Here is a 24,991-nt window from a genome sequence, read left to right on the forward strand (position 1 = left end):
AACAAACGAAACAAAAGGAACCGCAGCGGCGGAAAGCCGCAGCGGCGTGCTGCACTCAGAGCGCGACGTTGTGCACGTGCTCGCGATAGCCATCGCGGGTCAGCCGATAGCGCAGTTGCAGCGTGTGGCCCGGCTGCACGGGAAACGGCAGCTGCAGCGTGCTGCCGGGGTAGAGGCTGCGTGAGACGTCATGCGCGGTGCAGCGCGCGCCATCGCAGTCAGCGATGCTGGTGATGCCCACGCGTACCGTGCCGGTATTGCGCAGCTGGTTTTCCTCCACCTGCACGTCCATCGTGGATTGCGCGGGCAGTACATTGACCAGTGCGCCCCAGACCAGGCTGACGCCGACATTGGCCTGGGCACTCTCGCCATCGCCCGCCGGGTCCGCACGCTCGGGGCTGCGCACGCCCTCGAAGTACACGCGGTATGCCGTTTCCTTTTCGACCGGCTGCAGTGGGATGACCCGGATCAGCCGGTTGCCACCACCGGCCAGAGCGAACTTGCCCGGTGTGATGGCGATGGCCGCCTCATTCGGCTCCACCTCGACCTCCTGTTCACCTGCTCCCGCCGGGTCGACGATGCGCTTGATCGATGCCTGCACGTACTGCGGCTGGGTGGACTGCGAGTAGATACGTATCTGCGCGCCTTTCTTCGCGTCCACCGACGTACGCATGGGATGCACGGTCAGATTGGCGTGGGCGGGCAACGCCATCAGCAGCGACAGCGGCAGCAGGCAGCGGACTAGGGTTTTCATCGGGTACTCCATGGGGGGTTCAGGGCGTGACGGTGGGAACACGCAGTTCCACCTTGAGATCGCCGCTGTAGTAGCCGGGGCGCTTGGTGCTGACCGGCACGCGCGGTGTTTCCAGCGTCAATGGCGTAGGCACGCAGAACACCGGCTGCGTCATGCCGGGCAGCAGCACCAGGCGCAGCCGTGCGCTGTCGATGCCATGCAGCAGCTGCTCCACACCATTGCGCATGGGCAGGCTGCTGCCGTTGTGATCCAGGGTGACGGTGTAGTCCACGCGCTGGGTGGCATCACTGCCGCCATCGACATGCCATACCGAATAGCCCGAGGGCCCGGGAGGTTGCGCGCCGCTGTCACGCACGGTGACGCCCAGGTAAGCACTCTCCGAGCCCAGCCCGTCATACAGGCACATGTCGAGCTGGGTACGGCCGCCGATGGTCTGCGCGATCGGGTCGTACTGCAGGTTCAGGCCGACGTGCGGGGTGACTTGATCGAAAAGCGGGAAGTAGATGGAGACCGCGTTCTTGTCTGTTACCGCAAGCGCAAGATCAAACGTATACGTTGCGATATTCAAATGAGATGGTGTGTGCAGTGAAAGAGCCAGATGAGCCGTCCAATTCCCTGCAACCAACCTCTCAAGCTGCTTTCCTTGCAGCTCCATTGACACAGCGCTTCCCACTGGCTTTCCGAAGCAGGGCGTGAAACTCGATGACCATATCAAGCGAATTGAACTGTCCCAGTAGTCATGGCTACAGGCATTTGTTGCTTCGCCTCGACGCAGCTCTGCTACCACGTCAAGATCTTCTGTCATTCCGCTTCGTCGTTCGGTAAATCGAAGCGAAATAACACTCTTGATGCTTGTCGCACTCTCAAGCGTGTCATTGACCGGACATTTCCCCTGTGCCGAGTCACTGCTTGATCTGCAGGTCAGATACAACCTTCCGTAGTCAAGCGTCCCAAGCAGTTCATAGCCAAGCACAGTCCTCGGCGCCCACAACTCGATATCTCCCGGCATCGCAGAGCGATCCCAACTCATCACGATGTCGCGGTGCTCGCTCGACGGATGTGTTTCCGGCGGCCTCTGCGCCATCGCCCGCGGCACCAACAGCACCAGCCCACACAACACCGCCATCGCCCACCACACGCGCCGGCTCACTTCGCACCTCCCGCTGCTGCGGTCTGCGGCGTGGCGGCAATCAGCGCCTGCTCCTGCAGCAAACGCGTCACTCGTGCCTGGTGGCGGATGTCGGCCGGCAGCTGGGCCACGGCCAGCGGCTCGCACTGCACGGCGCCTACCAGCATCACCACGCTGCGGCGCTCGCGCACCTGCAGCGGGCAGTGCAGCAACCGGTCGTCCTGCAGCAGGTACAGGGTCTTCTCGCGTCGTGGGAAGTCGGCCACGAAACCTCCATTGCTGCCGGTGCCAGGCACCGGCGCGTTGAGAATGCGGGCACCGCGCAGCGGTGCGCCGGCGATGTCCTGGGCGTTGCCGATGAAGGTGTAGGTCACTTCAATCGGCACCGGCATGCGCACCAGCCGTCCCGGTGGCAGGAACAACGGACGCGCGCCGCCCACACCGCTCACGCGCACGGCGGCGATGCTGTCCAGGGCGCTGGCGTCCTGCACTTCAGCGCGGTGCGACTGGTAGGCGGATATCGGCAGCAGCCGGCGCTCGCCCAGCTTCAGTCGCTGCCGGCGCAACCCGCCCACCTGCAGCTCGGCGGCAACACCGGTCAGGTCCAGGTCGTCGGTGTCATCCACCTGCACCGCCAGCCCCGCGTCGGCGCCAACGCCAGCGCCCCAGTACACGCCGCGCTTGCCGATGGCCAGGCCGGAACTGTGCGTGGCGCTGTACGCCACTTCGTTGCCACCCTGGTGCTGGTAGCGCGACACCGTGGCACCGGTCTGGCCGATGCGGTTCTGCAGCTGCGTACTCAGCGTGGCGCTGTAGCGCTCGTTGTTGTTGCCACGCAGTTCGCCGGATACCTCCCGGTACTGATCCTCGTATTCCTGGCGCAGCGTCTGCCCGGCGCTGTAGTTGATGTCCGGCCGCGCATGCTGTGGTTGCCGCACGTCCACGCCATAGCGTCGCTGCGAACTGCCGCGGTCATCGTGCTGCAGGCGGTTGAGGCTGAAATTGAGGTAGATGCCGCGGTCACGGCCGTCGCGCAGCCCACCGCCGCTGGTCTGCTGCCACACGCCGATGCGGCTGGACACACTGAACTCGCCCCAGCGCTGGCTGCGGCTGTAGCTGGCCTGCCAGGTGCGGCTGAGCTGCGGTATGCGCGTGGGCTCTGGAAGCCACGGCGGCAGCAGCGGGTCAAGCCCGGCCAGCGGATCATCACCCAGCCCCGGCCGCACGGTGCCTGCACGCCAGGTCTGGCGGCGGGTATAGGCCACGTAGGCGTTGCCGCCGGCCACCGGCAGCGCCATCGAGGCACTGAGCGAATCGGCGCAGCCGAGCCGGTCGCGCGCGTCATCCTCGAACTGGCAGGCACGGCCGCGCATGCGCTGGTGGTACACATTCCACGAAGCACGGCGACGGTAGGAAAGCTGATGCTGCTGGCCACGGCTGCCATCGCTGCCGTGCATGCCGCTGAAGGTGGCGCGGACTTCCTGGGTCGCAAACACATGGCGCAGGTCCACCCGCAGTTCGCCGTAGCTGAAACCGCCCAGATCGGCGATGCCAGCAGTCATGGCCACGTTGCGCCCCATCGGCACGCGCAGGCCGCCCATGGCCGCCAGTTCGTCGTCGAAGCGGTCGCTGCGGCGCTCGTTGCGGCGGCCGCCCTGCAGGAACCACTGCACGCTGCTGTCGGTCCAGTCACCGCCCTTGTCGAACGGCGCGTCCTCGTTGCGTACCAGCACGCCGTCTTCATAGATGCGCAGGCTGACGGTGTAGTTGCCCATGGGGAACCGGCGCGTATCGAGCTGGTTGATGCCGGCCTGCAGGTAGAAGGTCTGCAGCAGGCGCTCGCCATCGAATGCATCCACGCGCGCATCGCGCGCCAGCAGCACGGTGAGGGGCGTGGCCTGCACGGCGGCGGCGGAATCCACGTAGGCCTGCGTGGTGCCCAGCCGCAGGCCCTGGAAGCGATCCATCGGCAGCATGCTGAAACTGAAGGTGCCGCCCTGCGGGCTGCCCAGGTTGCGGCGGTCCATGCGCCCGGCCTGCAGGTAGTGCTGCTGGCCCAGGTCATGGCGGTAGTAGGCGTTGTCGAGCTGGAAACGGCGGCTGGCAAGACCGCCGCGGTAGTGCTGCTGGCTGAAGGTCCAGTCGGCGGACAGGTGCCCGCGCTGGAACAGGCCCAGTGCGCCCATGCCCTGCGCGGCCAGCGCCTGGTAGCCGCGGCCACCGCTGACGTTGAAGGTGTGCTGGTGCAGGAAGGCGTTCTCGGCATTGGCGCTGACCTGGTGGTAGCGCTCGGCGGCCGGCTCGCCGGGGATCCATTGGCGGGCGACAAACAGGCGCACAGCGCCCTCGCCTTCGTCATACAGCGCGCGCACGGCGGTGGGCTCCTCGGGGGGATCGATGTACCCACAACCGGCGCTGGCACCACCGTAACGGCACGCCAGATGACTGTTGCGCGGCAGCGGCTGCGACAACGCCGGCAGCAACGCGGCCTGCGCTTCGGCGGACAGCTGCAAGGCCTGCAGCGCCTCGGCCGGGGTTTCCAGCTGCACGTGTTCCAGGGTCACGCGCACCGGCACCAGCCCGGTCGAACGACCGAACAGACGGATCTCCAGGTGTTCGGTCTGGCCTTCGACCAGATCCTCGAAACCGGCGGGAACGCCGCGCGCCGCGACCAGGGGTGTGGCCAGCGACAGGGCGAGCGCGACCGCCAGCCGGGTGACGGCGGGTGCGGGAGCATTCATGGGGGAATTACCGGAAGCAGCCGGCCCGGCAAGCGGGCCGGCGCGGGTGCCTTACGGGCTGGTGGTCTTCTGCTGCATGGCGATGGTGACGATGCCTTCGTAGCTGCCACCGCGGGTGATCGGCGCCGGGGTGGTCTGCGCGATGCGCAGCGCCATCGGGATCGAGGCACCCGGCAGCGAACCATCGAACAGGTCGGATGCGGTGAAATCCTGTGCGGCCACGGTCAGTGCCTTGCCATTGAGGCTGACGGTCAACGGCACCGGCGCGCCGCCACCATCGGTGTTGAGCAGCTGCGGGATGCTGCCAACACGCACTTCGATGTCCTTGCTTTCATCGTTGGAGTAGATGCGCACCTGCTGCGTCCACGGCACCAGGCCGCTGACCGGGTTGTGGACCAGGTTGACCACCGAATCCAGCGCCGTGCCATCGGCCTTGAGCAGGGCCAGGGTCGGATCGACGTTGGCCCAGACCTTGATGTCGGCGTCGAATGCATTGGCGGACAGCGAAACGGTAGCCAGCGCTGCAGCGAGCGCGGCCTTCTTCAGGATGGAGTTCATGGTGTCTCTCTCGGACGGTGGGATATGAGGCCTCCAGTGCGGAGGCATCACCCGCCTGCGTGGGGGCGGGCGACGGAGAGAATGGTAGGCAGCGCCCTGCCCTGCGGCCATTCAAGCTTTCCTAAATAGATGAGTGTTAAGGAGATTCCTTGAAGCCGCTCAATGTTTGAGGGTTATGCAAATTTCCTCACCCGGTCTTTGCAACAAACCTCATTGCAGTAATGCCAAATGCATCAGGCCGCCTTTCGGCGGCCTGATGCGATGAACGGTGCGGTGCCTAGAAGAAGATCGCGTACAGGATCAACAGCGGAATCGGCACGCCCAGGAACCAGAGCAGAAGCGTTTTCATGGCAGGTCTCCTTGCATCAGATGCGGGTTACAGGTCGCGGCGACGGCCGCCCCAGGTGGCGCTGAGGCTGGCGAAGAACGCGCCGATCAGCAGGGTGATGAACAGCCACAGTGCGGCATAGGCCGTTGCCTTGCGCGCATCGTCGGCGGCCTGCTTGGCGGTGTTCTTCGCCTTCTCCAGCGCAGCACGCATGCGGGTCTGCACGTCGGTCACACGGGCCTGCGCTTCAGCCTGGCTCATGCCCGTCTCGCGTGCGATCAGCTGCGACAGGTACTGGGTATCGGCCTGGTCCAGGCCATCGCCCTGCAGACTGTTGACGATGATGCGGTTCACTTCGGCACGGACTTCGCGGCGGTCGCCCATCGGGCCAGTGCCCGGCAACGGGCGCGGCGGCGGCGGGCCGCGCGGGCGTCACGTGGGCCAACGCTGGCGGCGGCCGGGGCGGCAGTGGTGCGGCAGGGTCCATCTGGCTGGTACCCGGCGCTGCGCCCGCTGCCGGCGCAACCGGAGGAGCACCGGCGGCGTCCGGGCCGGCCGTGGTGGCGTTGCGGAACAGCGAATCCACCCAGTAGTTGAGGTCGCTCTCCGGTGCGCCTGCAGCAACGCCGCCAGCTCCGGCCACGGCAGCACCGGCAGTGGTGGCAGCGGCGCCTGCGGTCGCGCCGGCCACCTTTGCGCCGGCGCCCAGCACGCCACCGATGGCCGAGGTCAACAGGCCAGCAGTGAGCAGGGTCGCCACAGCCCAGGACACGAAGCCGTGTGCGGTGTCGCGGAAGTAGGTTTCATCGCCGTGCAGCTGCGTCCACTTGGTGCGCAGGCGACCGGCCAGATAGCCGCCAAGACCGGAAGCGGCCAGCGCGGTGAAGGTCAGCCACGCGATGCTGGTCCAGCCGAAGGTTTCCTTGGACACCCCTTCTAACGACCAGGGCGAAACCGAGGACAGGCCGAGGCCAACGCCCAGGATCAGCAGGATCAGCGACAGTGCGGCGGCCGCAACGGCGCCGGCGAAAATGGCGCCCCAGGACACCGCGCTTTCGCTGGGTGGTGGCACGATGGGAGTGGCCACCACGGTGGCGATGTCAGGACCGAGTGGATCGCGCTCGGGCAGGTCGAAACGGGTACTCATGGGTTGGACGCTCCGTATCAGTGCTGCAGGTGCAGCTGGCGTCCTGAGGCTGCGCGAGCGCTTGTGAAGCTGGTGAGACCCTTGAATCACGCGGTCTTGCCGCGGTGAACATCGTGCCAAGCGTCCGGGCGCAGGAGATCCACGCCATGCGTGGACGATGTTTCGCGGACACTCAAATCGTGCCAACCAAGGTTGGTATCTACCGAAAGCGGAGTGCCGTGGTAGATCCACGCCATGCGTGGATGATGTTTCGCGAGCGCCCAAATCGTGCCAACCAAGGTTGGCACCCACCGAAGCCGGAGCGCAGTAGATCCACGCCATGCGTGGATGATGTTTCGCGGGCGCCGAAAGCTTGCCAACCAAGGTTGGCACCCACCGAAACTGGAGCGCAGTAGATCCACGCCATGCGTGGATGATGTTTCGCGGACACCCGAATCGTGCCAACTAAGGTTGGCACCCACCGAAGCCGGAGCGCAGTAGATCCACGCCATGCGTGGATGATGTTTCGCGGACGCCCAAATCGTGCCAACCAAGGTTGGCCCCCACCGAAGCCGGGGCGCAGTAGATCCACGCCATGCGCGGATGATGTTTCGCGGGCGCCGAAAGCGTGCCAACCAAGTTTGGCATCTGCCAAGAGCGAAGCAAAAAAAACGCCCCGCAATCGCGGGGCGTTTTCAGCACAACCTACCGCAGGCGATCAGCCCTGGTAGTCGCGCACGTCGTGGCCGGTGTAGACCTGGCGCGGACGGCCGATCTTCATTTCCGGGTCGACCTGCTGTTCCAGCCAATGCGAGACCCAGCCGGAGGTGCGGCCCAGGGCGAACATGACGGTGAACATCTCGGTCGGGATCTGCAGCGCCTTGTAGATGATGCCGCTGTAGAAATCGACGTTCGGGTACAGCTTGCGGGCGACGAAGTACTCGTCCTGCAGCGCGGCCTGTTCCAGCTTCACGGCCACGTCCAGCAGCGGATCCTGCACGCCCAGCTGCTTGAGCACCTTGCCGGTCATCTCGCCGATGACCTTGGCGCGCGGATCGAAGTTCTTGTACACGCGGTGGCCGAAGCCCATCAGGCGGAAGCCGGAGGTCTTGTCCTTGGCCTTGAGCACGGCCGATTCGACGTTGTCGGCCGAACCGATCTCTTCCAGCATCTTCAGCACGGCTTCGTTGGCACCGCCGTGGGCCGGACCCCACAGCGCGGTGACGCCAGCGGCGACCGACGCATACGGGTTGGCACCGGTCGAACCGACCAGACGCACGGTCGAGGTCGACGCGTTCTGCTCGTGGTCGGCGTGCAGGATGAACAGCAGGTCCAGTGCCTTGACCACGTCCTGGTTCAGCTCGTACTTGCCATCAGCCGACTCGAAGGTCTGCTTCAGGAAGCGGCTGACGTAGTCCAGCGAGGTATCCGGCTTGTTGGCCGGCAGGCCCTTGCCATGGCGGTAGATCAGCGCCGACAGGGTCGGCACCTTGGCGATCAGGCGCACCGCAGCCTGGCGGCGCTGTTCGGCGTCGGACAGGTCCAGCGAGGCGTGGTAGATGCCCGACAGCTGCGCGATGGCAGCGGTCAGGATGGCCATCGGATGGGCATCCTTGGCGAAGCTGCCGATCAGGGTGTTGATCGACTCATCGACGTTGGCTTCGGCAGCCAGCTCGTCGGTGAAGGCCTTCAGCTGCTCGGCGCTCGGGCGCTCGCCGTTGATCAGCAGGTAGGCCACTTCGACGTAGCTCGACTTTTCCGACAGCTGCTCGATCGGGTAGCCGCGATACAGCAGCACGCCCTTGTCGCCGTCGATGTAGGTAATGGCGGACTTGCAGCTGGCCGTCGCGGTGAAACCGGAATCGTAGGTGAAATACCCCGTTTCCTTGGTCAGCTTCGCGATGTCGACGCAGTCGTTGCCGAGGGTGGGTTTGATGACGGGCAGAACGACCGACTTATCGCCGGCGTTGAGCGTGACCTGATCAAGATCGGACACTGTGTGCGCTCCTTCATGGGAAGGCGCCTGCCCAAGCGCATTGGTCAGGCACGTGAATGACGTCCTCGGCCTGTGCCGGGGATCAGGGCATTATCGCACAGCAGCATTTGCCGGGCGCTAGACAGAAGTCGTAGACGACAGGCAGCCGGCACCCTGCCAGTGAGCGGCCGGAATCGGCAAAAGCGTTGTCACAAGGACGCAGTGTTCCGTCCATCCAAACGCCCGTTGGGTAGGCGCTGGACAAAAACAAACGGCCGCGCAGAGCGCGGCCGTCGGTTCGAACCGGGTACGACGTATCAGCGCGCGTAGCGCTTCTGGAACTTGTCGATACGGCCCGAGGTGTCGATGACCTTGTGCTTGCCCGTGTAGAACGGATGCGAAGCCGAGGAAATTTCAACCTTCACCAGCGGGTAGTCGTTGCCGTCTTCCCACTTGATGGTTTCCTTCGTGCTCATGGTCGAGCGGGTCAGGATCTTGAAATCGGAGGTGACGTCATGGAAGACGACGTCGCGGTAGTTCGGATGGATATCGGCCTTCATGGGCTCACACCGTAAATGGGCTGGTGGTCAAGAGCGGCATTATAAGCACTGGTTGCCGCCCGGGGCAACCAGTGCAGGGGGCTGACCTCAGTCCGCACCCAGGGCCTGGCGTACCAGGGCCTCGAAACGCGCTTGGTCGTAGGCCATCAGCAGGTCGCAGTTGTCCGGCTGGCCGGTCTGGCGGTTCCAGTCGACGATGGTCGCGCCGCGGCTGAACGCGCCGTTCAGTTCCACATTGAGCGGCCGCGACTCGACCTGCAGCTGCCCTTCCGGGTTCAGCGCCCAGGCCATGGCCAGCGCGTCGGCGGTGTACCAGCGGCCGCCCTTGCTGTCTTCGGACAGGCCACGGGTCTTGCGCGAGATCAGCTCGTAGAAGCGCGCGCGCTCGGAATCTGCGCCCAGCCACTGCTCGGCTTCGGTCAACGGCAGGCCATGGGCAACGGTGGCTTCCCAGTCCGACACCAGCAGGTGCGGGAACGCGGTGAACACCACATGCGCGGCTTCCGGATCGAAGGCGATGTTGAATTCGGCGGCGGGGGTGATGTTGCCGTGGCAGGTGACCGCACCGCCCATCACCACGATGCGCTTGATGCGCTGGGGCAGGGTCGGATCGAGTTTCAGCGCCAGCGCCAGGTTGGTCAGCGGGCCGAGCATCACCAGCATCAGTTCGCCGGCATGCTGGTGCGACAGGCGCAGGATGGCCAGCGCGGCGTGCTCGGCGTCGGCCTGGCGGCTCGGCGGCGGCAGGTCCACATCGCCATAGCCATCGCGGCCATGCACGTGGGCGGCGTCGACGGATGGATGCAGCAGCGGATCGGGGCTGCCGGCGAACACCGGCACGTCGGTGCGGCCGACGATGTCGCAGAGCTTGAGGGCGTTGCGGACGGTGTACTGCAGGCCTACGTTGCCGGCGGCGATGGTCAGGGCGACCACGTCATGCCGTTCATCGGCGAAGGCCATCAGCAGGGCCAGTGCGTCGTCGACACCGGGGTCGGTATCGATCAACAGCGGGATCTTCTTGGTCATCGTTGCCGTCTTCAGATCGGCAACGAAGTGTGGACCGGGATGATGACCGTTGCAAGTACGGGGGTTCGGGTTCGGCCGGGCTGCGCCCGGCACCCGCCGAATCAACGGCAACGGCAACGGCAAAAGCGGGCGATCCGTGGGTTGGCGGGGTGGGTCCGGTTGCGGGGGACGCTGCAAGTACGTCCATGTAAGCTCGGTCGCCGCATCCATGCGGCTCACGCCCCCGCAACCGGACCCACCCCGCCTTCGACATATTTCCGCGGTCTGTCGGAACGGCGCATGTTGGTAGGTGTCGACCTTGGTCGACACACCCACGCAATGCGTGGATGAACATGGAAATGATCGAAAGCACTGTCTGTAGAGTCGAGCCGTGCTCGACTCACGCACGCAGCGCGCAGTAGATCCACGCCATGCGTGGATGAGCGCCAGGGCATGGGGTCAGAGCCCTTTGCCAAGCAAAGGGATCCGACCCCGCAGCTTACGCCGAGGCGTAGCGCACGGCCGTACCGATCCAGCGCTGCACCACGCGATCTGCAAGCGCCGGTTGCTGCGCCAGCAGGCGTTCGGCCAGCGCATGCACGCCCGGCAGCAGGCCGGCGTCGCGGGCCAGATCGGCAATGCGGAAACCGGCCAGGCCGGTCTGCCGGGTGCCCAGCAGTTCGCCGGGCCCGCGCAGCTCCAGATCCTTCTTGGCAATGACGAAACCGTCGTTGGTTTCACGCATGGTCTGCAGGCGTTCGCGTGCCATCTGCGAAAGCGGTGCCTGGTACAGCAGCACGCAGCGCGACACCGCCGAACCCCGGCCGACGCGGCCACGCAGCTGGTGCAGCTGGGCCAGGCCCAGGCGCTCGGCGTTCTCGATCACCATCAGCGAGGCGTTGGGCACGTCCACGCCGACTTCGATCACGGTGGTGGCCACCAGCAGGTCGATGTCGCCGGCCTTGAACGCGACCATCGTCGCCAGCTTCTCGGCCGCTTTCAGCCGGCCATGCACCAGCCCCACGCGCACGCCCGGCAGCAGCGCCTGCAGCGATTCGTAGGTGGCCTGTGCCGGGGTGGCATCCAGTTCTTCGCTTTCTTCGATGAGCGTGCACACCCAGTACACCTGCCGCCCTTCGCGGCAGGCCAGGGCGATGCGCTCGATCAGCTCGGGACGGCGATCGTTGTTCAGTGCCACGGTCTGCACCGGCGTGCGGCCCGGCGGCAGTTCGTCGATGGCCGATACATCCAGGTCGGCGTATTCGGACATCGCCAGCGTGCGCGGAATCGGCGTGGCGGTCATCACCAGCTGGTGCGGCACGTTGTTGCCGCCCTTGCCCTTGTCGCGCAGCGCCAGGCGCTGGTGCACACCGAAGCGGTGCTGCTCATCGACGATGGCCAGCGCCAGATCGTGGAATACCACCGCCTCCTGCATCAGTGCGTGGGTACCCACCACCACCTGCGCTTCGCCGTTGGCGACCTGTTCCATCACCTTTGCGCGCGCCTTGCCGGTGACCTTGCCGGCCAGCCACGCGATGCGCACGCCCAGCGGCTCCAGCCAGCCGCGCAGGTTGTTGAGATGCTGTTCGGCCAGCAGTTCGGTGGGGGCGGCCAGTGCGACCTGCTTGCCCTGCTCCACCGCCAGCATCGCTGCCAATGCCGCCACCACGGTCTTGCCCGAGCCGACATCGCCCTGCACCAGCCGCAGCATCGGGCTGGGGCGCGCAAGGTCTTCGCGGATCTGCTTGAACACGCGCGCCTGCGCACCGGTCAAGGCGAACGGCAACTGCTTCAACAACGCCTTGGCCAGCTTGCCGGGACCGGCCAGCGGCGGCGCGTGATGCGCCTGCAGCGCAATGCGTTGGCGACGCAGGCTGAGATGGTGCGCCAGCAGTTCTTCCATTGCCAGCCGGCGCTGCGCTGGATGGGTACCGGCGGCAAGTGCGGCCAGGTCTGCATCCGGCGGTGGCTGATGCACGGTCAGCAGCGCACTGCGCAGCGATGGCAGGCCCAGGCCCTCGAGCCAGCCGGTCGGCAGCAGTTCCAGCGTGCTTTCTTCCGGCAGGCGATCAAGCGCCTGGCCGATCAGCTTGCGCATCGTCATCGGGCCGACGCCTTCGACGGTGGGATACACCGGGTCGAGGCGGTCGCCGAGATCGGGATCGTCGTTGCGGCCCAGTACCTGGTAACTGGGATGGACAATCTCCAACCCGAGGTGCCCCGGCTTGGGTGTACCGAAGCAGCGCAGGCGGTTGCCGACCGCGAACTGGCCGACCTGCTGCTGGCGGAAATGGAAGAAGCGCAGCACCAGGGTGCCCTGCCCTTCATCCTCCACCGCCACTTTCAGCATCGGCCGGTAGCGCATGCCCCGCTCGACGGCGACCACCCGCACTTCCACCTGCGCCGGAATGCCGTTGCGAAGGTCTTCGATGCGGGTCAGCCGGGTGCGGTCTTCATAGCGCAGCGGCAGGTGCAACCAGAGATCCTGCAGGGTGGCCAGGCCACGCGCCTGCAGCTTGGCGGCCACGGCCGGCCCGACGCCGGCGAGCATCGCAAGCGATGCTTCACCGGACGGTGCCAGTGCCGGGGTGACCGCCGCCTTGCGTGCCACGTGGCGGTCAGTCGATGACCATCACCGCGTCGACCTCGAAGTTGGCGCCCTTCGGCAGGCCGGAGACTTCGATGGTGGATCGGGCCGGGAACGGGGCCTGGAAGTAGTCCTGCATCACCGCGTTGACCTTGGCGAATTCGGCCAGGTCGGTCAGGTACAGGCCCAGGCGCACGACCTTGTCCAGCGAACCGCCGGCGGCTTCGGCCACGGCCTTGAGGTTGTCGAAGGCACGACGGGCCTGCGCTTCGACGTCACCGACGCCGACGATGTCGCCGGTGGCCGGGTCGAGCGGAATCTGGCCGGAGAAATACACGGTGTTGCCGGCGCGCACGGCCTGCGAGTACGGGCCGATGGCGGCCGGGGCCTTTTCGGTGTTGATGATCTGGCGGGACATGGGTCGCTCCGGTGCGTTGGGGGAAAACAGAGCGGTGATTGTACCGGGTGGGGGCAATGTCGGCTGGGGTCGGATCCGTTTCCCGGCGGGAAACGGATCCGACCCCGTGCGTTGTGTGCGCGGAACGTCATCCACGCATGGCGTGGATCTACTGCCGGCGAACGGCCTGCACGACCGACAGGCGGCGCAGGCGACGCATCACTTCGGCCAGATGGTTGCGGTCGCGCACCTGGATGTTGAACGCCAGCACTGCGGCGTTGAAGTCGCGGTCCAGGTAATCCACGCGCTCGATGTTGGAATGGCTCTGCGCGATCGCCGCGGCCAGCTGTGCGAGCACGCCGGTGCCGTTCTCCACTTCCACCACCAGCGAGGTGTCGTAGTCGCCGGATACGGTGGTATCCCAGCCGATCAGCACCCAACGCTCGGGCGACTTGCGCAGTTCGGCCAGGTTCGGGCAATCCATGCGGTGCACCACGATGCCCTTGCCGGCGGTGTGGTAGCCCATGATGTCGTCGCCCGGAATGGGCTGGCAGCAGCCGGCGAAGGTAACCACGCCCCGCTCGCTGCCGTTGATCAGGATCTTTTCCTGCGAGCTGTGGCGCGAATGCGCGCCGCCGCGCAGTTCGGCGTAGGCCATCAGTGCCTGCGCGGCCTGGGTCGGCATCCAATTGCCCAGCGCGACTTCAGCCAGCAGGGCCTCCAGGCGCGGGAACCGGTGTTCGGCCAGGAAGGCATCCAGGCGGCCCTTGGGCAGGCGCTCCAGCGAGCTGTCCATCGCCTCCAGCGCGCGGTCGAGCATGCGGTGGCCCAACTGCACGGCGTCTTCGTGCTCCAGCTGCTTGAGCTGGTGGCGGATGGCGGTGCGCGCCTTGCTGGTCACCACGAATTCGAGCCACTGCGGCTTGGGCGTGGCCGAGCGCGCGGTGATGATCTCCACCGACTGCCCCGACACCAGCTTGGTGCGCAGTGGCACCAGTTTCTTGTCCACGCGCGAGGCCACAGCCATGTTGCCGACGTCGGTATGCACGGCGTAGGCGAAGTCGAGCGCGGTGGAATTGCGCGGCAGGGCCAGGATCTTGCCCTTGGGGGTGAACAGGTAGACCTCGTCCGGGAACAGGTCGACCTTGACGTTGTCGAGGAACTCCAGCGACGAACCGGCGGCACGCTGCGAATCGATCAGTTCGACGATCCAGGCGTGGGCGCGGCTCTGCGCGCTGTTGGGCGAATCACCGCCGAACTTGTAGGTCCAGTGCGCAGCCACACCGCGCTCGGCGATGAGGTCCATTTCCTCGGTGCGGATCTGTACTTCGATCGGCGAACCATACGGGCCGAACAGCACCGTGTGCAGCGACTGGTAGCCATTGGCCTTGGGAATGGCGATGAAATCGCGGAAGCGCCCGTCCAGCGGCTTGAACGCGGCATGCACCGCGCCCAGCGAGTGGTAGCACTGCGGCACGCCGCGCACCACCAGGCGGAAGCCGAACACATCCATCACCTGGTCGAAGGATTTGTTCTCGTCGCGCATCTTGTTGTAGATGCTCCACGGGGTCTTGATGCGGCTGACCAGGCGGTGCTCGATGCCCTCCTTGGCCAAGCGCTGCGACAGCTGCACTTCCACCTGCGCCAGCGCCTCGCGGCGCACGACCGGCTGGCTGCGGATGTGCTTTTCCAGGATCGCGTGGCGCCACGGGTACAGCGCCTTGAAGCCAAGGTTCTGCAGTTCGCTCTTGACCAGGCTCATGCCCAGCCGCTGAGCGATCGGGGCGTAGATCTCCAACGTCTCGCGGGCGATGCGCCCACGCGCTTCGCGGCTCTGCGCGCCCAGCGTGCGCATGTTGTGCAGGCGGTCGGCCAGCTTGATCATGATCACGCGCAGGTCGCGCGACATCGCCAGCAGCATCTTGCGGAAGCTCTCGGCGGCCGCTTCCTGGCGGTCGCGGAACTTCAGCTTGTCCAGCTTGGTGACGCCGTCCACCAGTTCGGCCACGGCTTCGCCGAACTCGGCCGACAGGGCCTCGCGGGTCAGCGGGGTGTCTTCGATGGTGTCGTGCAGGATCGCGGCGATCAGCGCTTCCACGTCCAGGCCGAGCTCGGCCAGCACCTGGGCCACGGCCACCGGATGGGTGATGTAGGGCTCGCCCGACTTGCGCGTCTGCCCAGCGTGCGCGGAGGCACCGACTTCCCACGCACGGCGCAGCAGCGGCAGCTGCTCGGGCGGCAGGTAGTGGGCGGCGCGTTCGAGCTGGAGGACGTAATCGGGTACGGCGGCAGCGGGGACTGCGGCGACCTTGGCAGTGGGGCCTGGGTTCATGGCCAAAGCCTATGCCAGCGCGACGTTTACGGCAAACCCTGAATGCGAAACAGCCCGCACGGGGCGGGCTGTTCGGCGTATCCAGCAATGACGTTGATCGATGCGATCAATCGTCGTTCTTGGACATGTCTTCGTCGGCGACCACTTCGGCGGCGGCCCACTCCAGCGCTTCGCGCTCGGCGCGCTCACGCTCGGCCTTCTCGACTTCGTCGATCAGCGCGTTGTCGATCTTGCGGGCAGCGATTTCGCGCAGCGCCAGCACGGTCGGCTTGTCCTCGCTCTCGCTGTTGTCCAGCGTGGCCTGCACGCCATTGGCGAGCTGACGGGCGCGCTTGGAGGCCATCATCACCAGCTCGAAACGGTTGTTAACGACTTCCAGGCAATCTTCTACGGTAATGCGGGCCATACGGGCTCCCGGCGACCGGTCGGCCGCTCAGTCGAATGAGGGAAAGGGGACGGAGTGTACTGGCAGGGGCTGGACAAAATCAAGCCAGCCCCCACCGGACCCTTTAGGAATCAATCAGTTGAACCCGCATCCGGGGTCAACAGGGCCTGGATCAGGCCGGCATGGCGGACCTTCTGGGCGTCCCGGCGCAGGCGGCTGGCGGTGAAGATCGCGCACAGTTCGTCCACGGCGGTATCGAACACTTCGTTGACGATGACGTAGTCGAACTCGTTGAAGTGCAGCATTTCATCGCGGGCGGCGCCCAGGCGCTGGGCGATGACCGCCTCGCTGTCCTGGCCGCGCTTGCGCATGCGGTCCTGCAGGGCCTGCTTGGACGGCGGCAGGATGAACACCGTCACCGTGCCCGGCACCAGCTGGCGCACCTGCTGCGCGCCCTGCCAGTCGATTTCCAGCAGCACGTCCTGGCCGGCCGCCAGCTGCGGCTCCACCGACTGGCGGGCGGTGCCCTTCCAGTCGCCATGCACCCAGGCGTGTTCGAAGAAATCGCCGGCGGCGATCATTTCCTCGAACTTCTCGGCGCTGACGAAGTGGTAGTGCTGGCCGTTCACTTCACCCGGGCGCATGGCGCGCGAGGTGAAGGAGATCGACAGGGCAATCTGCGGGTCGCGCGCCAGGGTGGCGTTGACGATGCTGCTCTTGCCGGCGCCGGAGGGCGCGGCAACGATGTACAGCGTGCCGCGTGCGATCGCGGCCGGGGGCGTGGAAATGCTCATTCGATGTTCTGCACCTGCTCGCGGATCTGGTCGATCAGCACCTTCAGCTCGACGGCGGCGTTGGACGTGCGGCTGTCCACCGACTTGGAGCCAAGGGTGTTGGCCTCGCGGTTGAACTCCTGCAGCAGGAAGTCCAGGCGGCGGCCGACCGGTTCACGCTGCTTGAGCACGCGGCGGATCTCTACGATATGGCTGGACAGGCGGTCCAGCTCCTCGTCCACGTCCAGCTTCTGCAGCCACATGACCAGTTCCTGCTCGGCGCGGCCCGGATCAACCGGATGCGGCAGGTCGGCCAGGCGGGCGGCGAGCTTGGTGCGCTGGCCGTCGCGAATGGCGGGAATCAGTGTGCGCACCTCGGCGGCGATGCGCTCGATGGCATCCACGCGCTCGGCGATGGCGGTGGCCAGCGTATTGCCTTCACGCTCGCGGGCGGCGATGAAGCCCTCCAGCACCTGGTCCAGCAGCGCCAGCGCTTCAATCTGCAGGGCTGCCGCATCGGTGGCCTCACCCTGGGTGACGCCCGGCAGCTGCAGCAGGTCGGTGAAGCTGACCTGCAGGTTGGGGAAATCGGAGGTCAGCCGGTGCGCCAGCTGGCCCAGCTGGCCCAGCAGCACCTCGTTGACCTGCAGGCTGGCGGCCGAGTCCGGCGCGCGCAGGCGCATCACCAGATCCAGCTTGCCACGGCTCAGGCGCGCGGAAATGCGTTCGCGCAGCTGCGGTTCCAATGCGCGCAGTTCCTCGGGCAGGCGCGTGCCCACTTCCAGGAAGCGGTGGTTGACCGAGCGCAGCTCGCAGCCCAGCGTTCCCCACGGCGTGGAGCGCTCGCCGCCGGCATAGGCCGTCATGCTTCGAATCATGGATGTATCCGGTGCTTGCAAAGGGGGAATGGTACCCTAGCGGTCTCTTTTGAGCCCCTTTCCCCGCCCCGTGAAGGCCGCGGGGACGGTGGCGTACTCCCTTTCCCTACGGAACCTGCCCCATGTCCGATTTCCGCCCCAGTGGCCGTCAGCCCGATCAGCTGCGCCCGGTCGTCATCCAGCGCGGTTTCACCCGCCACGCCGAAGGTTCGGTGCTGGTCTGCTTCGGTGAAACCCGCGTGCTGTGCACGGCCAGCATCGAGAACCGGGTGCCGGGCTTCCTGCGTGGCAAGGGCGAAGGCTGGGTGACCGCCGAGTACGGCATGCTGCCGCGCGCCACCCACACCCGCAGCGACCGCGAAGCCGCACGCGGCAAGCAGGGCGGCCGCACGCTGGAGATCCAGCGCCTGATCGGTCGCAGCCTGCGCGCCTGCGTGGACCGCAACGCACTGGGCGAACGCACCATCACCCTGGACTGCGACGTGCTGCAGGCCGACGGCGGTACCCGTACCGCAGCCATCACCGGCGCCTATGTGGCCCTGGTCGATGCGGTGAACGTGCTGATGAAGCGCGGCGACATCAAGCGCAATCCGATCCTCGGCGCGGTGGCGGCGGTATCGGTCGGCGTCTACCGCGGCACCCCGGTGCTGGACCTGGACTACGCCGAAGACAGCGACTGCGACACCGACATGAACGTGGTGATGAATGACGGCGGCGGTTTCATCGAACTGCAGGGCACCGCCGAAGGCCATGCCTTCCGCCGTGACGAGCTCGATGCGCTGCTGGGCCTGGCCGAGAAGGGCGTGACCGAGCTGCTGGCCGCGCAGCAGGCAGCGCTGTCGGCATGAACCGGCGCATCGCCCTGACCACCCTGGTGGTGGCCGACTATGACGAGGCCATTGCCTGGTACACCGGCAAGCTCGGCTTCCAGCTGCTGGACGACATCGACCAGGGCAGCAAGCGCTGGGTAGTGGTCGGGCCAACCGATGGCAGCGCCGCCGCCCTGCTGCTGGCCCGCGCCAGCAACGAAGAACAACGCAGCCGTATCGGCAACCAGACCGGTGGCCGCGTCGGCTTCTTCCTCAATACCGATGACTTCCGCCGCGACCACGCGGCGATGCTGGCTGCCGGTGTCCAGTTCCTGGAAGAGCCGCGCGAAGAACCCTACGCCACGGTCGCGGTGTTCCGCGACCTGTATGGCAACACCTGGGACCTGTTGGAGCCCCGCTGATGAAGAAGCTTGTCCTGGCCAGCCACAACGCTGGCAAACTGGTGGAAATGCAGGAAATCCTCGCCGACCTGCCGCTGCAGATCACCTCGGCCGCCGAACTGGGCCTGGGCGATGTGGAAGAGACCGGCCTGACCTTCGTCGAGAACGCGCTGCTGAAGGCGCGCGCGGCCTGCGAAGCGACCGGCCTGCCGGCGCTGGCCGATGATTCGGGCCTGATCGTCGATGCCCTCGGCGGTGCACCGGGCCTGTACAGCGCGCGCTATGCCGGTCACCCGACCAATGCAGCGGCCAACAATGCCAAGCTGCTGGAAGCGATGGCCGACATCGCCGATGGCCAGCGCAGCGCCCGCTTCTACGCCGTGATCGTGCTGCTGCGCCATGCCACCGACCCGCAGCCGCTGATCTGCGAAGGCCGCTGGGAAGGTCAGATCATCCGCGAACTGCGCGGCACCAATGGGTTCGGCTACAACCCGGTATTCCTGGACACAACCCACGGCCTGACTGCTGCGGAAATGGAACCGGCGTTGAAGAACGCCATCAGCCATCGCGCCATCGCCCTGCAGCAGCTCAAGCAGCAGCTCGCGGCCTGGCTCTGATGCCCCACCGGATCGACACAGGGAAGCCGGCCAGCGGCCGGCCCTACCGATGACCACCATGCCGCACGACCACGCCCACGACCACTGCAACCACCTGCCCGGTGAAGCCTGCGACCACGACGCCCTACCGCGCCTGGTGCCACCGCCGCTGGCGCTGTACGTGCATCTGCCGTGGTGCGTGCGCAAGTGCCCTTACTGCGATTTCAACTCGCACCAGGCCAAGGGCGAACTGCCCTTCGATGCCTACATCGATGCGCTGGTGCGCGACCTCGACCAGGACCTGCCGCTGGTCTGGGGCCGGGTGGTCAGCAGCGTGTTCTTCGGGGGTGGCACGCCCAGCCTGTTCCCGCCCGAGGCGATCGACCGCTTCCTGCAGCAGGCCAGTGCCCGTCTGCGCTTCGCACCGAATGCCGAGATCACCCTGGAAACCAACCCGGGCACCGCCGAGCACGGTCGCTTTGATCGTTACCGCGCGGCCGGGGTGAACCGCCTCAGCTTCGGCATCCAGAGTTTTGATGATGCCGCGCTGAAACGACTGGGCCGCATCCACGACAGTGGCGAGGCCGAGCGCGCGGTGAAGATGGCGCAGGACGCCGGCTACGACAACTTCAACATCGACCTGATGTATGCACTGCCGGAGCAGACCCTGGCCGGTGCCGAGGCCGATCTGGAACGCGCGTTCGCGTTGCAGCCGGCCCACATCTCGCACTACCAGCTGACCCTGGAACCGAACACCGTGTTCTTCGCGCGGCCGCCGCAGGGCATCCCCGATGAAGACCATGCCTGGGACATGCAGGAACACTGCCAGGCGCTGCTGGCGCAGGCCGGCTTCGGCCAGTACGAGGTGAGTGCCTATGCCCGCCCCGGCCGGCAGAGCGCGCACAACCTGAATTACTGGCGTTTTGGTGACTATCTGGGCATTGGTGCCGGCGCACACGGCAAGATCAGTTCCGGTGCCGAGGAACACGTGCTGCGACGCTGGAAGCACAAGCACCCGCAGACGTTCATGGATACCGCAGGCACGCCCGCATCGTTCGGCGGTGATGAAGTGATCGCCGCCGAGCGCCTGCCGTTCGAGTACATGCTCAACCTGCTGCGCCTGCACGAAGGGTTCCGCCTGCGCGACTTCGAATCGCGCACCGGCCTGGCCCGCAGCGTGCTGGACGCACCACTGCGCGAAGCAGTGCAGCGTGGCTGGCTGGTGGTGGCAGACGGGCACGTGCAGCCGACCGAGCTGGGCCGGCGCTTCACCAACGATGTGGTCAGCCTGTTCCTGGAAGCATGATCTGCTGCGGCGCCGCCATCGCAGGCGGCCCTGAATGGATCCATCGCTAAAGTAGCGCCTTCACCGGCCGACACGGTAGATTCCAAGATCGATCCGCGGGAATCCGGACCCCCTCGCCGATGTCTGCTGTCTTTTCCCTTTCCAGTGCCGACACAGCACGCCTGGCCGCAGCCGACCTGCCGCCGCGCGTGCGCGAGCTGCTGGGCGCGTTGATCGGCCTGTGCCACCACGCCCTGACGGCACCGCTGATCCTGACCGTGGAAGCGCTGGAGCAGACCCTGCTGCATGACGCCGACCATGCCCGCAACCCGCAGCAGCAGGCCGAGCTGCTGGCACAGCGCGGCCAGCTGCATGCGTTCGCCGGCCACTTCAGCGACCGCATGCTTGATGCACTGGCCGATGCGCTTGCGCGGCTGCGTGAACCGACCGCCCCGGTGGTGGCCGCCGCCACCCCACCGCCCTTGCCCGGCATGCTGGGGCTGACCCTGGTCGCCGAGCATGAAGTCGACCGCGACCTGCTGCTGACTGAAATGGTGCGCCGGGAAACGCTGCGATCAGCCAACGCCCTGAACCTGCTTGGCCAGCGCCTGGGCGTTGTCGCCGGTGCACCGGCCTTTGAAGCCGATACCCTGCCGCTGGCCCCGCAGGCCCTGTGCGCGATGGTGCGCAAGCTGGCCGAACAGGATGCCCTCAGCGCCGAGGTGCAGATGGCGCTGTACCGCAGCTTCGAGCGGCAGGTGCTGGAGCGGCTGGGCGATGTGCTCGACCGCGCCAATGCACTGCTGGCACACCACGGCATCCTGCCGGGCCTGGTCTACACCCCGTACCTGGCACGCTCTTCTAGCACCCGCCGGATCATCACCCAGTCGGTTGGCAGCGGACGCAGCGGACGCCCGTCGCCGCGCGTGCCCACGCCGATGACCGGCTGGGGTGGCTCGGCACCGCCCGGCTCGTGGTCGACGTTGATGCAGGATGCCTTCGCCGACGCGGCTGCGCCCGGCGCGTCGGCCGGCATGACGGTACCGGCCAGCAGCGTGCTGCACGAGATGCTGCAACAGGCGCGGCAGAGCCCGCAGCCAGCGGCCGATCCAGCGGCCCTGCCCAGTGCAGCGGTCGATGCCGTGCTGGCGCGCCTGCAGGGGCAGGCCAGCGCCGCCAGCGCCATGACCGATCTGCAGGCCGCCGTGCTCGCCCAGCTGCGCAGCGAACATGGCACGCAGGCCAGCCTTGGCAGCCACGACCGCGACAACCTCGATCTGCTGCGCCTGCTGCTGCAGCAGGTGCAGCAGCAGCAACGGCCGGACCCGGTGCCGGCGGCGCTGCTCGCGCGCCTGCAGGTACCGCTGGCGCGCGCAGCGATGGCCGATCCCGGGTTCTTCGTGCGCGACGAACATCCGGCACGCGAACTGCTCAACCATGTCGCTGAAGCCGGCGCCAGCTGGCTCGGCGATGACGATGTCGATCCGCAGCTGCTGCAGCGGCTGGCGCAGAGCGTGCAGGGCCTGCTCGGCCAGGATGCACGCACGCCCGAGGCCTTTGCCGCCGCCAACGACGAGATACAGCAGCACCAGCGTGCCGCCGCGCACCGCGCCGAGCTGGCCGAGCGCCGTCACGTGGAAGCCGCACGCGGCAAGGAGCGGCTGGAACTTGCGCGACGCCAGGCCACTGCGCAGATCGACCAGTGCTGCGATACGCAGGAGCCGCCGCGCTTCGTACAGACACTGCTGCGCCAGGCGTGGGCAGATGCATTGACACTGACCCGCCTGCGCCACGGCGATGATTCCCCGCAATGGCAGGAGCGCCTGCAGCAGACCGAACGCATCGCGGCGATCACGGCCGAGGCCGCAAGCGAAAGCAGCGCGACCGACGCTGCGCTGGCTGCCGAAGTTGAATCGGCCCTGCTGCAGGTGGGCTACCACGCAGAGGAGGCGGCGGCGGTCGCGCGCCGCCTGTCCACGCCGGGTGGCGAAGACGAAAGCACCTCGCGCACCGAGCTCAGTGCACGCCTGAAGGCCCGTGCACGGCTGGGCGAACACACCGGCGCACAGGCCCCGGCAAGCGATGCGGCACCACGCAGCGAGGCCGAGGAGGCCAGTTACCAGCAGCTGTGCGCGTTGCCCTTCGGCAGCTGGTTCGATATCGACGATGGCGAAGGCGCGCTGCGCCGCCAGCGCCTGTCCTGGTACAGCCTGCTGACCGGCCATGTGCTGTTGGTCAACGCGCGTGGGCAGAAGATCGGCGAAACCAGCCTGGATGCCCTCGCCCGGCAGATGGCCGCCGGACGCGCGCAGCTGGTCACCGAAGACAAGGGCCGTCTGGTCGACCGCGCCTGGCAGGCCAGCCTGAGCGCACTGCGCACGCTGGCCGGACGTCGCCCGCAGGAGCCCAACGCATGAGTACGCAACCGCCCGTTGATACCCGCCGCGCGCCACGCCGGCAGGTGTCCGATCTGGTACCGGTGACCGACCAGATGCGCGACAGCGTGGTCGGTCGGCTTGGCAACGTGTCCGAGACCGGCATGCTGATGCTGGCCAGTGCCGCGCTGCGCGACGACGCGCTGTATCAGCTGCGCTTCCCGTTGCCATTGGCCGATGGCCGCAGCGAGTGGATCGACGTCGGCGTACACCTGCTGTGGAGCGAACCGGCGCATGCACCCGGCCAGAGCTGGGCGGGCTTCCGCTTCCTGACCCTGTCGCGCGAGCATCGGCAGCTGCTGCGCCGGTGGATCGGCGAAGACAGCGACGAGGCACCGGTTTCGACGGGCTGAGTGCCGGTTCCGGCACAGCGGATTGCGTCGGTATCCGGCAGAATCTAGGGCCGTTTTCCGTGTCGAGCCACCGCAATGATCCAGCAAGACCCCGGCGCCCTGTATCCCGACCACCTGGCCGTGCTGTGCCGACGCGCCGAGCAGGCGCTGGCCCGCGGCGGCTTCGACCACCTGGTGGTGCCCAGCGGCACCCTGCATTACCAGGTCTTCGACGATCGTGACTATCCATACGCGGTCAACCCGCAGTTCAAGGCCTGGCTGCCACTGACCCGCGTGCCCAACAGCTGGATCGTGTTCACCCCGGGCAAGCGTCCGGCGGTGATCTTCCACCAGCCGTTCGACTACTGGCATGTGGTGCCGGATGCACCGAGCGGCTGGTGGGTCGAGCACTTCGACATCCACATCATCCGCACGCCGGACGAAGCGCTGGCACTGCTGCCGCCCGACCCGGCGCGCTGCGCGATCCTGGGTGAGCCGCAGAGCGCGCTGGGCGCGTATGTACCCAACAATCCGGCGCCGGTGGTGAACTACCTGGAATGGCACCGAGGCAGCAAGACGGCGTACGAAATCGCCCTGATGCGCCAGGCGCAGGTGCTCGGCGTGCGCGGCCATCGCGCGGCCGAAGCGGCGTTCCGCAACGGCGCCGACGAGTTCAGCATCCACATGGCGTACTGCCAGGCCGTGGGCCAGGACGCCACCGAGCTGCCGTACGGCAACATCGTGGCCTTGAACGAGCATGCGGCGGTGCTGCATTACACCGAACTGGGCCGCAAGGCACCGCAGCCGCTGCGCAGCTTCCTGATCGATGCCGGCGCCAGCGCGCACGGCTATGCCAGCGACATCACCCGCACCTACGCCGCCGCCGGCCATGACGAGTTCGCGGCGATGATCGACGCGGTCGATGCCGCGCAGCAGACGATGTGCGCGGCCGTGCGCCCGGGCTTCGACTACAAGCAGCTGCACGTGGATGCGCACCTGTCGCTGATGGGCGTGCTGAAGGACTTCGGCGTGATCAAGGTATCGCCGCAGACCGCGCTGGAAACCGGCGTCAGCGCCGCGTTCTTCCCGCATGGCATCGGCCACCTGATCGGCCTGCAGGTGCATGACGTGGCCGGTTTCGCGGCCAGCGATGAAGGCGGCCGCATCGAGCGTCCCGCCGGCCATCCGTACCTGCGCCTGACCCGCGTGCTGGAGCCGGGCATGGTGGTGACGATCGAGCCGGGCCTGTACTTCATCGACATGCTGTTGAACGAAGTGAAGGACGCCGGTCATGGCGATGCGATCAACTGGGAGCGTGTGGACTTCTTCCGTCCGTACGGCGGCATCCGCATTGAAGACGAAGTGCTGTGCACGGATGGCGAGGCGGACAACCTGACGCGCCCGGTGTTTGCGGCGGCCAACGGCTGAGCCCCTCGTGGTTGGATGCTGAAATCAAAAGCCGCGGTTGGCGGGGCGGGTGGGCCATGCAGGGGACGCTGCAAGTACGTCCCTGTAAGCTCGATGGCGCCATCCATGGCGCCAACGCCCCTGCATGGCCCACCCGCCCCACCTTTGACAGTTCCTTGCGCGCGTCCAACCACGGAA

General features: G+C 66.8%; 22 protein-coding genes. 7 read left to right on the forward strand and 15 right to left on the reverse strand.

Annotation, left to right across the window (positions count from 1 at the left end; all coding sequences use genetic code 11):
* Window positions 1–55: 55 nt before the first annotated feature.
* The 15 genes from D0Y85_RS16515 to D0Y85_RS16580 all read right to left on the reverse strand — a co-directional run bounded on the left by D0Y85_RS16515 (window position 56) and on the right by D0Y85_RS16580 (window position 17,528).
* On the reverse strand, window positions 56–754 hold the full coding sequence (locus D0Y85_RS16515) for a pilus assembly protein (RefSeq protein WP_117311298.1): 699 nt from the start codon (window positions 752–754) through the stop codon (window positions 56–58).
* 19 nt (window positions 755–773) lie between these two features.
* Window positions 774–1,904, reverse strand: coding sequence for a CfaE/CblD family pilus tip adhesin (locus D0Y85_RS16520; protein ID WP_162887689.1), 1,131 nt, complete (start codon window positions 1,902–1,904; stop codon window positions 774–776).
* Window positions 1,901–4,624 (reverse strand): TcfC E-set like domain-containing protein, encoded by a 2,724-nt coding sequence (locus D0Y85_RS16525; protein ID WP_117311299.1) that lies wholly within the window; start codon window positions 4,622–4,624, stop codon window positions 1,901–1,903. Before D0Y85_RS16525 ends, D0Y85_RS16520 begins: the two co-directional genes overlap by 4 nt.
* A 51-nt stretch (window positions 4,625–4,675) precedes the next feature.
* The gene (locus tag D0Y85_RS16530) at window positions 4,676–5,182 is read right to left on the reverse strand and encodes a CS1 type fimbrial major subunit (RefSeq protein WP_117311300.1); all 507 of its coding nucleotides are present in this window, start codon (window positions 5,180–5,182) and stop codon (window positions 4,676–4,678) included.
* A gap of 376 nt (window positions 5,183–5,558) precedes the next feature.
* Window positions 5,559–5,771, reverse strand: a complete 213-nt coding sequence (locus D0Y85_RS20910) for a hypothetical protein (protein WP_162887690.1) — start codon at window positions 5,769–5,771, stop codon at window positions 5,559–5,561.
* Window positions 5,758–6,657, reverse strand: a complete 900-nt coding sequence (locus D0Y85_RS20775) for a hypothetical protein (protein ID WP_240329269.1) — start codon at window positions 6,655–6,657, stop codon at window positions 5,758–5,760. Before D0Y85_RS20775 ends, D0Y85_RS20910 begins: the two co-directional genes overlap by 14 nt.
* Before the next feature lie 697 nt (window positions 6,658–7,354).
* Entirely contained in the window at window positions 7,355–8,632 is a 1,278-nt protein-coding gene (locus tag D0Y85_RS16540) for a citrate synthase (protein WP_025874217.1), read from the reverse strand.
* A 296-nt stretch (window positions 8,633–8,928) separates the two neighbouring features.
* Complete coding sequence (locus tag D0Y85_RS16545) at window positions 8,929–9,171, reverse strand: type B 50S ribosomal protein L31 (RefSeq protein WP_006389217.1); 243 nt, start codon at window positions 9,169–9,171, stop codon at window positions 8,929–8,931.
* A gap of 87 nt (window positions 9,172–9,258) precedes the next feature.
* On the reverse strand, window positions 9,259–10,197 hold the full coding sequence (locus D0Y85_RS16550; RefSeq protein ID WP_117311301.1) for a nucleoside hydrolase: 939 nt from the start codon (window positions 10,195–10,197) through the stop codon (window positions 9,259–9,261).
* A gap of 478 nt (window positions 10,198–10,675) precedes the next feature.
* A complete protein-coding gene (recG, locus tag D0Y85_RS16555) occupies window positions 10,676–12,787 on the reverse strand; it encodes an ATP-dependent DNA helicase RecG (RefSeq protein WP_117311302.1) in 2,112 nt (703 codons plus the stop codon).
* Window positions 12,788–12,794: 7 nt separating this feature from the next.
* The gene (locus D0Y85_RS16560) at window positions 12,795–13,181 is read right to left on the reverse strand and encodes a RidA family protein (protein ID WP_025874214.1); all 387 of its coding nucleotides are present in this window, start codon (window positions 13,179–13,181) and stop codon (window positions 12,795–12,797) included.
* A gap of 148 nt (window positions 13,182–13,329) precedes the next feature.
* Window positions 13,330–15,492 (reverse strand): bifunctional (p)ppGpp synthetase/guanosine-3',5'-bis(diphosphate) 3'-pyrophosphohydrolase, encoded by a 2,163-nt coding sequence (locus D0Y85_RS16565; protein WP_025874213.1) that lies wholly within the window; start codon window positions 15,490–15,492, stop codon window positions 13,330–13,332.
* A gap of 106 nt (window positions 15,493–15,598) precedes the next feature.
* Window positions 15,599–15,898, reverse strand: a complete 300-nt coding sequence (rpoZ, locus tag D0Y85_RS16570) for a DNA-directed RNA polymerase subunit omega (protein ID WP_049469622.1) — start codon at window positions 15,896–15,898, stop codon at window positions 15,599–15,601.
* A gap of 110 nt (window positions 15,899–16,008) precedes the next feature.
* Window positions 16,009–16,671, reverse strand: a complete 663-nt coding sequence (gene gmk / locus D0Y85_RS16575) for a guanylate kinase (protein WP_032976987.1) — start codon at window positions 16,669–16,671, stop codon at window positions 16,009–16,011.
* Entirely contained in the window at window positions 16,668–17,528 is an 861-nt protein-coding gene (locus D0Y85_RS16580; RefSeq protein WP_032976986.1) for a YicC/YloC family endoribonuclease, read from the reverse strand. The genes gmk and D0Y85_RS16580 overlap by 4 nt, the downstream gene beginning before the upstream one ends.
* Window positions 17,529–17,650: 122 nt before the next feature.
* On the opposite strand from D0Y85_RS16580, the gene rph reads away from it, so the two are divergent.
* The 7 genes from rph to pepQ all read left to right on the forward strand — a co-directional run bounded on the left by rph (window position 17,651) and on the right by pepQ (window position 24,814).
* Window positions 17,651–18,376, forward strand: a complete 726-nt coding sequence (rph, locus tag D0Y85_RS16585) for a ribonuclease PH (protein WP_025874210.1) — start codon at window positions 17,651–17,653, stop codon at window positions 18,374–18,376.
* Window positions 18,373–18,759 carry a VOC family protein gene (locus D0Y85_RS16590; protein ID WP_117311303.1) on the forward strand — a complete coding sequence of 129 codons (387 nt, stop codon included), beginning with the start codon at window positions 18,373–18,375 and terminating at the stop codon, window positions 18,757–18,759. Before rph ends, D0Y85_RS16590 begins: the two co-directional genes overlap by 4 nt.
* The gene (gene rdgB, locus D0Y85_RS16595; protein ID WP_080150629.1) at window positions 18,759–19,355 is read left to right on the forward strand and encodes an RdgB/HAM1 family non-canonical purine NTP pyrophosphatase; all 597 of its coding nucleotides are present in this window, start codon (window positions 18,759–18,761) and stop codon (window positions 19,353–19,355) included. The genes D0Y85_RS16590 and rdgB overlap by 1 nt, the downstream gene beginning before the upstream one ends.
* 58 nt (window positions 19,356–19,413) lie before the next feature.
* Window positions 19,414–20,640, forward strand: a complete 1,227-nt coding sequence (hemW, locus tag D0Y85_RS16600; RefSeq protein WP_240329391.1) for a radical SAM family heme chaperone HemW — start codon at window positions 19,414–19,416, stop codon at window positions 20,638–20,640.
* A 119-nt stretch (window positions 20,641–20,759) separates the two neighbouring features.
* Window positions 20,760–23,036, forward strand: a complete 2,277-nt coding sequence (locus tag D0Y85_RS16605) for a DUF1631 family protein (RefSeq protein WP_117311304.1) — start codon at window positions 20,760–20,762, stop codon at window positions 23,034–23,036.
* The gene (locus D0Y85_RS16610) at window positions 23,033–23,407 is read left to right on the forward strand and encodes a PilZ domain-containing protein (RefSeq protein ID WP_025874204.1); all 375 of its coding nucleotides are present in this window, start codon (window positions 23,033–23,035) and stop codon (window positions 23,405–23,407) included. The genes D0Y85_RS16605 and D0Y85_RS16610 overlap by 4 nt, the downstream gene beginning before the upstream one ends.
* 75 nt (window positions 23,408–23,482) lie before the next feature.
* Window positions 23,483–24,814, forward strand: a complete 1,332-nt coding sequence (gene pepQ, locus D0Y85_RS16615) for a Xaa-Pro dipeptidase (protein WP_117311305.1) — start codon at window positions 23,483–23,485, stop codon at window positions 24,812–24,814.
* The last annotated feature ends 177 nt before the right edge of the window (window positions 24,815–24,991 follow it).

Origin of the sequence: Stenotrophomonas sp. G4, assembly GCF_003428825.1 — a bacterium.
Lineage (GTDB): Bacteria > Pseudomonadota > Gammaproteobacteria > Xanthomonadales > Xanthomonadaceae > Stenotrophomonas > Stenotrophomonas indicatrix.

What these genes read in the sequence shown, in the direction of transcription:
- D0Y85_RS16515 (WP_117311298.1), bottom strand. Translation starts at nt 754, where the DNA reads ATGAAAACCCTAGTCCGCTGCCTGCTGCCGCTGTCGCTGCTGATGGCG.
- D0Y85_RS16525 (WP_117311299.1), bottom strand. Translation starts at nt 4,624, where the DNA reads ATGAATGCTCCCGCACCCGCCGTCACCCGGCTGGCGGTCGCGCTCGCC.
- D0Y85_RS16530 (WP_117311300.1), bottom strand. Translation starts at nt 5,182, where the DNA reads ATGAACTCCATCCTGAAGAAGGCCGCGCTCGCTGCAGCGCTGGCTACC.
- D0Y85_RS20910 (WP_162887690.1), bottom strand. Translation starts at nt 5,771, where the DNA reads ATGAGCCAGGCTGAAGCGCAGGCCCGTGTGACCGACGTGCAGACCCGC.
- D0Y85_RS20775 (WP_240329269.1), bottom strand. Translation starts at nt 6,657, where the DNA reads ATGAGTACCCGTTTCGACCTGCCCGAGCGCGATCCACTCGGTCCTGAC.
- D0Y85_RS16545 (WP_006389217.1), bottom strand. Translation starts at nt 9,171, where the DNA reads ATGAAGGCCGATATCCATCCGAACTACCGCGACGTCGTCTTCCATGAC.
- D0Y85_RS16550 (WP_117311301.1), bottom strand. Translation starts at nt 10,197, where the DNA reads ATGACCAAGAAGATCCCGCTGTTGATCGATACCGACCCCGGTGTCGAC.
- D0Y85_RS16560 (WP_025874214.1), bottom strand. Translation starts at nt 13,181, where the DNA reads ATGTCCCGCCAGATCATCAACACCGAAAAGGCCCCGGCCGCCATCGGC.
- D0Y85_RS16565 (WP_025874213.1), bottom strand. Translation starts at nt 15,492, where the DNA reads ATGAACCCAGGCCCCACTGCCAAGGTCGCCGCAGTCCCCGCTGCCGCC.
- rpoZ (WP_049469622.1), bottom strand. Translation starts at nt 15,898, where the DNA reads ATGGCCCGCATTACCGTAGAAGATTGCCTGGAAGTCGTTAACAACCGT.
- gmk (WP_032976987.1), bottom strand. Translation starts at nt 16,671, where the DNA reads ATGAGCATTTCCACGCCCCCGGCCGCGATCGCACGCGGCACGCTGTAC.
- D0Y85_RS16580 (WP_032976986.1), bottom strand. Translation starts at nt 17,528, where the DNA reads ATGATTCGAAGCATGACGGCCTATGCCGGCGGCGAGCGCTCCACGCCG.
- rph (WP_025874210.1), top strand. Translation starts at nt 17,651, where the DNA reads ATGTCCGATTTCCGCCCCAGTGGCCGTCAGCCCGATCAGCTGCGCCCG.
- D0Y85_RS16590 (WP_117311303.1), top strand. Translation starts at nt 18,373, where the DNA reads ATGAACCGGCGCATCGCCCTGACCACCCTGGTGGTGGCCGACTATGAC.
- rdgB (WP_080150629.1), top strand. Translation starts at nt 18,759, where the DNA reads ATGAAGAAGCTTGTCCTGGCCAGCCACAACGCTGGCAAACTGGTGGAA.
- hemW (WP_240329391.1), top strand. Translation starts at nt 19,414, where the DNA reads ATGCCGCACGACCACGCCCACGACCACTGCAACCACCTGCCCGGTGAA.
- D0Y85_RS16605 (WP_117311304.1), top strand. Translation starts at nt 20,760, where the DNA reads ATGTCTGCTGTCTTTTCCCTTTCCAGTGCCGACACAGCACGCCTGGCC.
- D0Y85_RS16610 (WP_025874204.1), top strand. Translation starts at nt 23,033, where the DNA reads ATGAGTACGCAACCGCCCGTTGATACCCGCCGCGCGCCACGCCGGCAG.
- pepQ (WP_117311305.1), top strand. Translation starts at nt 23,483, where the DNA reads ATGATCCAGCAAGACCCCGGCGCCCTGTATCCCGACCACCTGGCCGTG.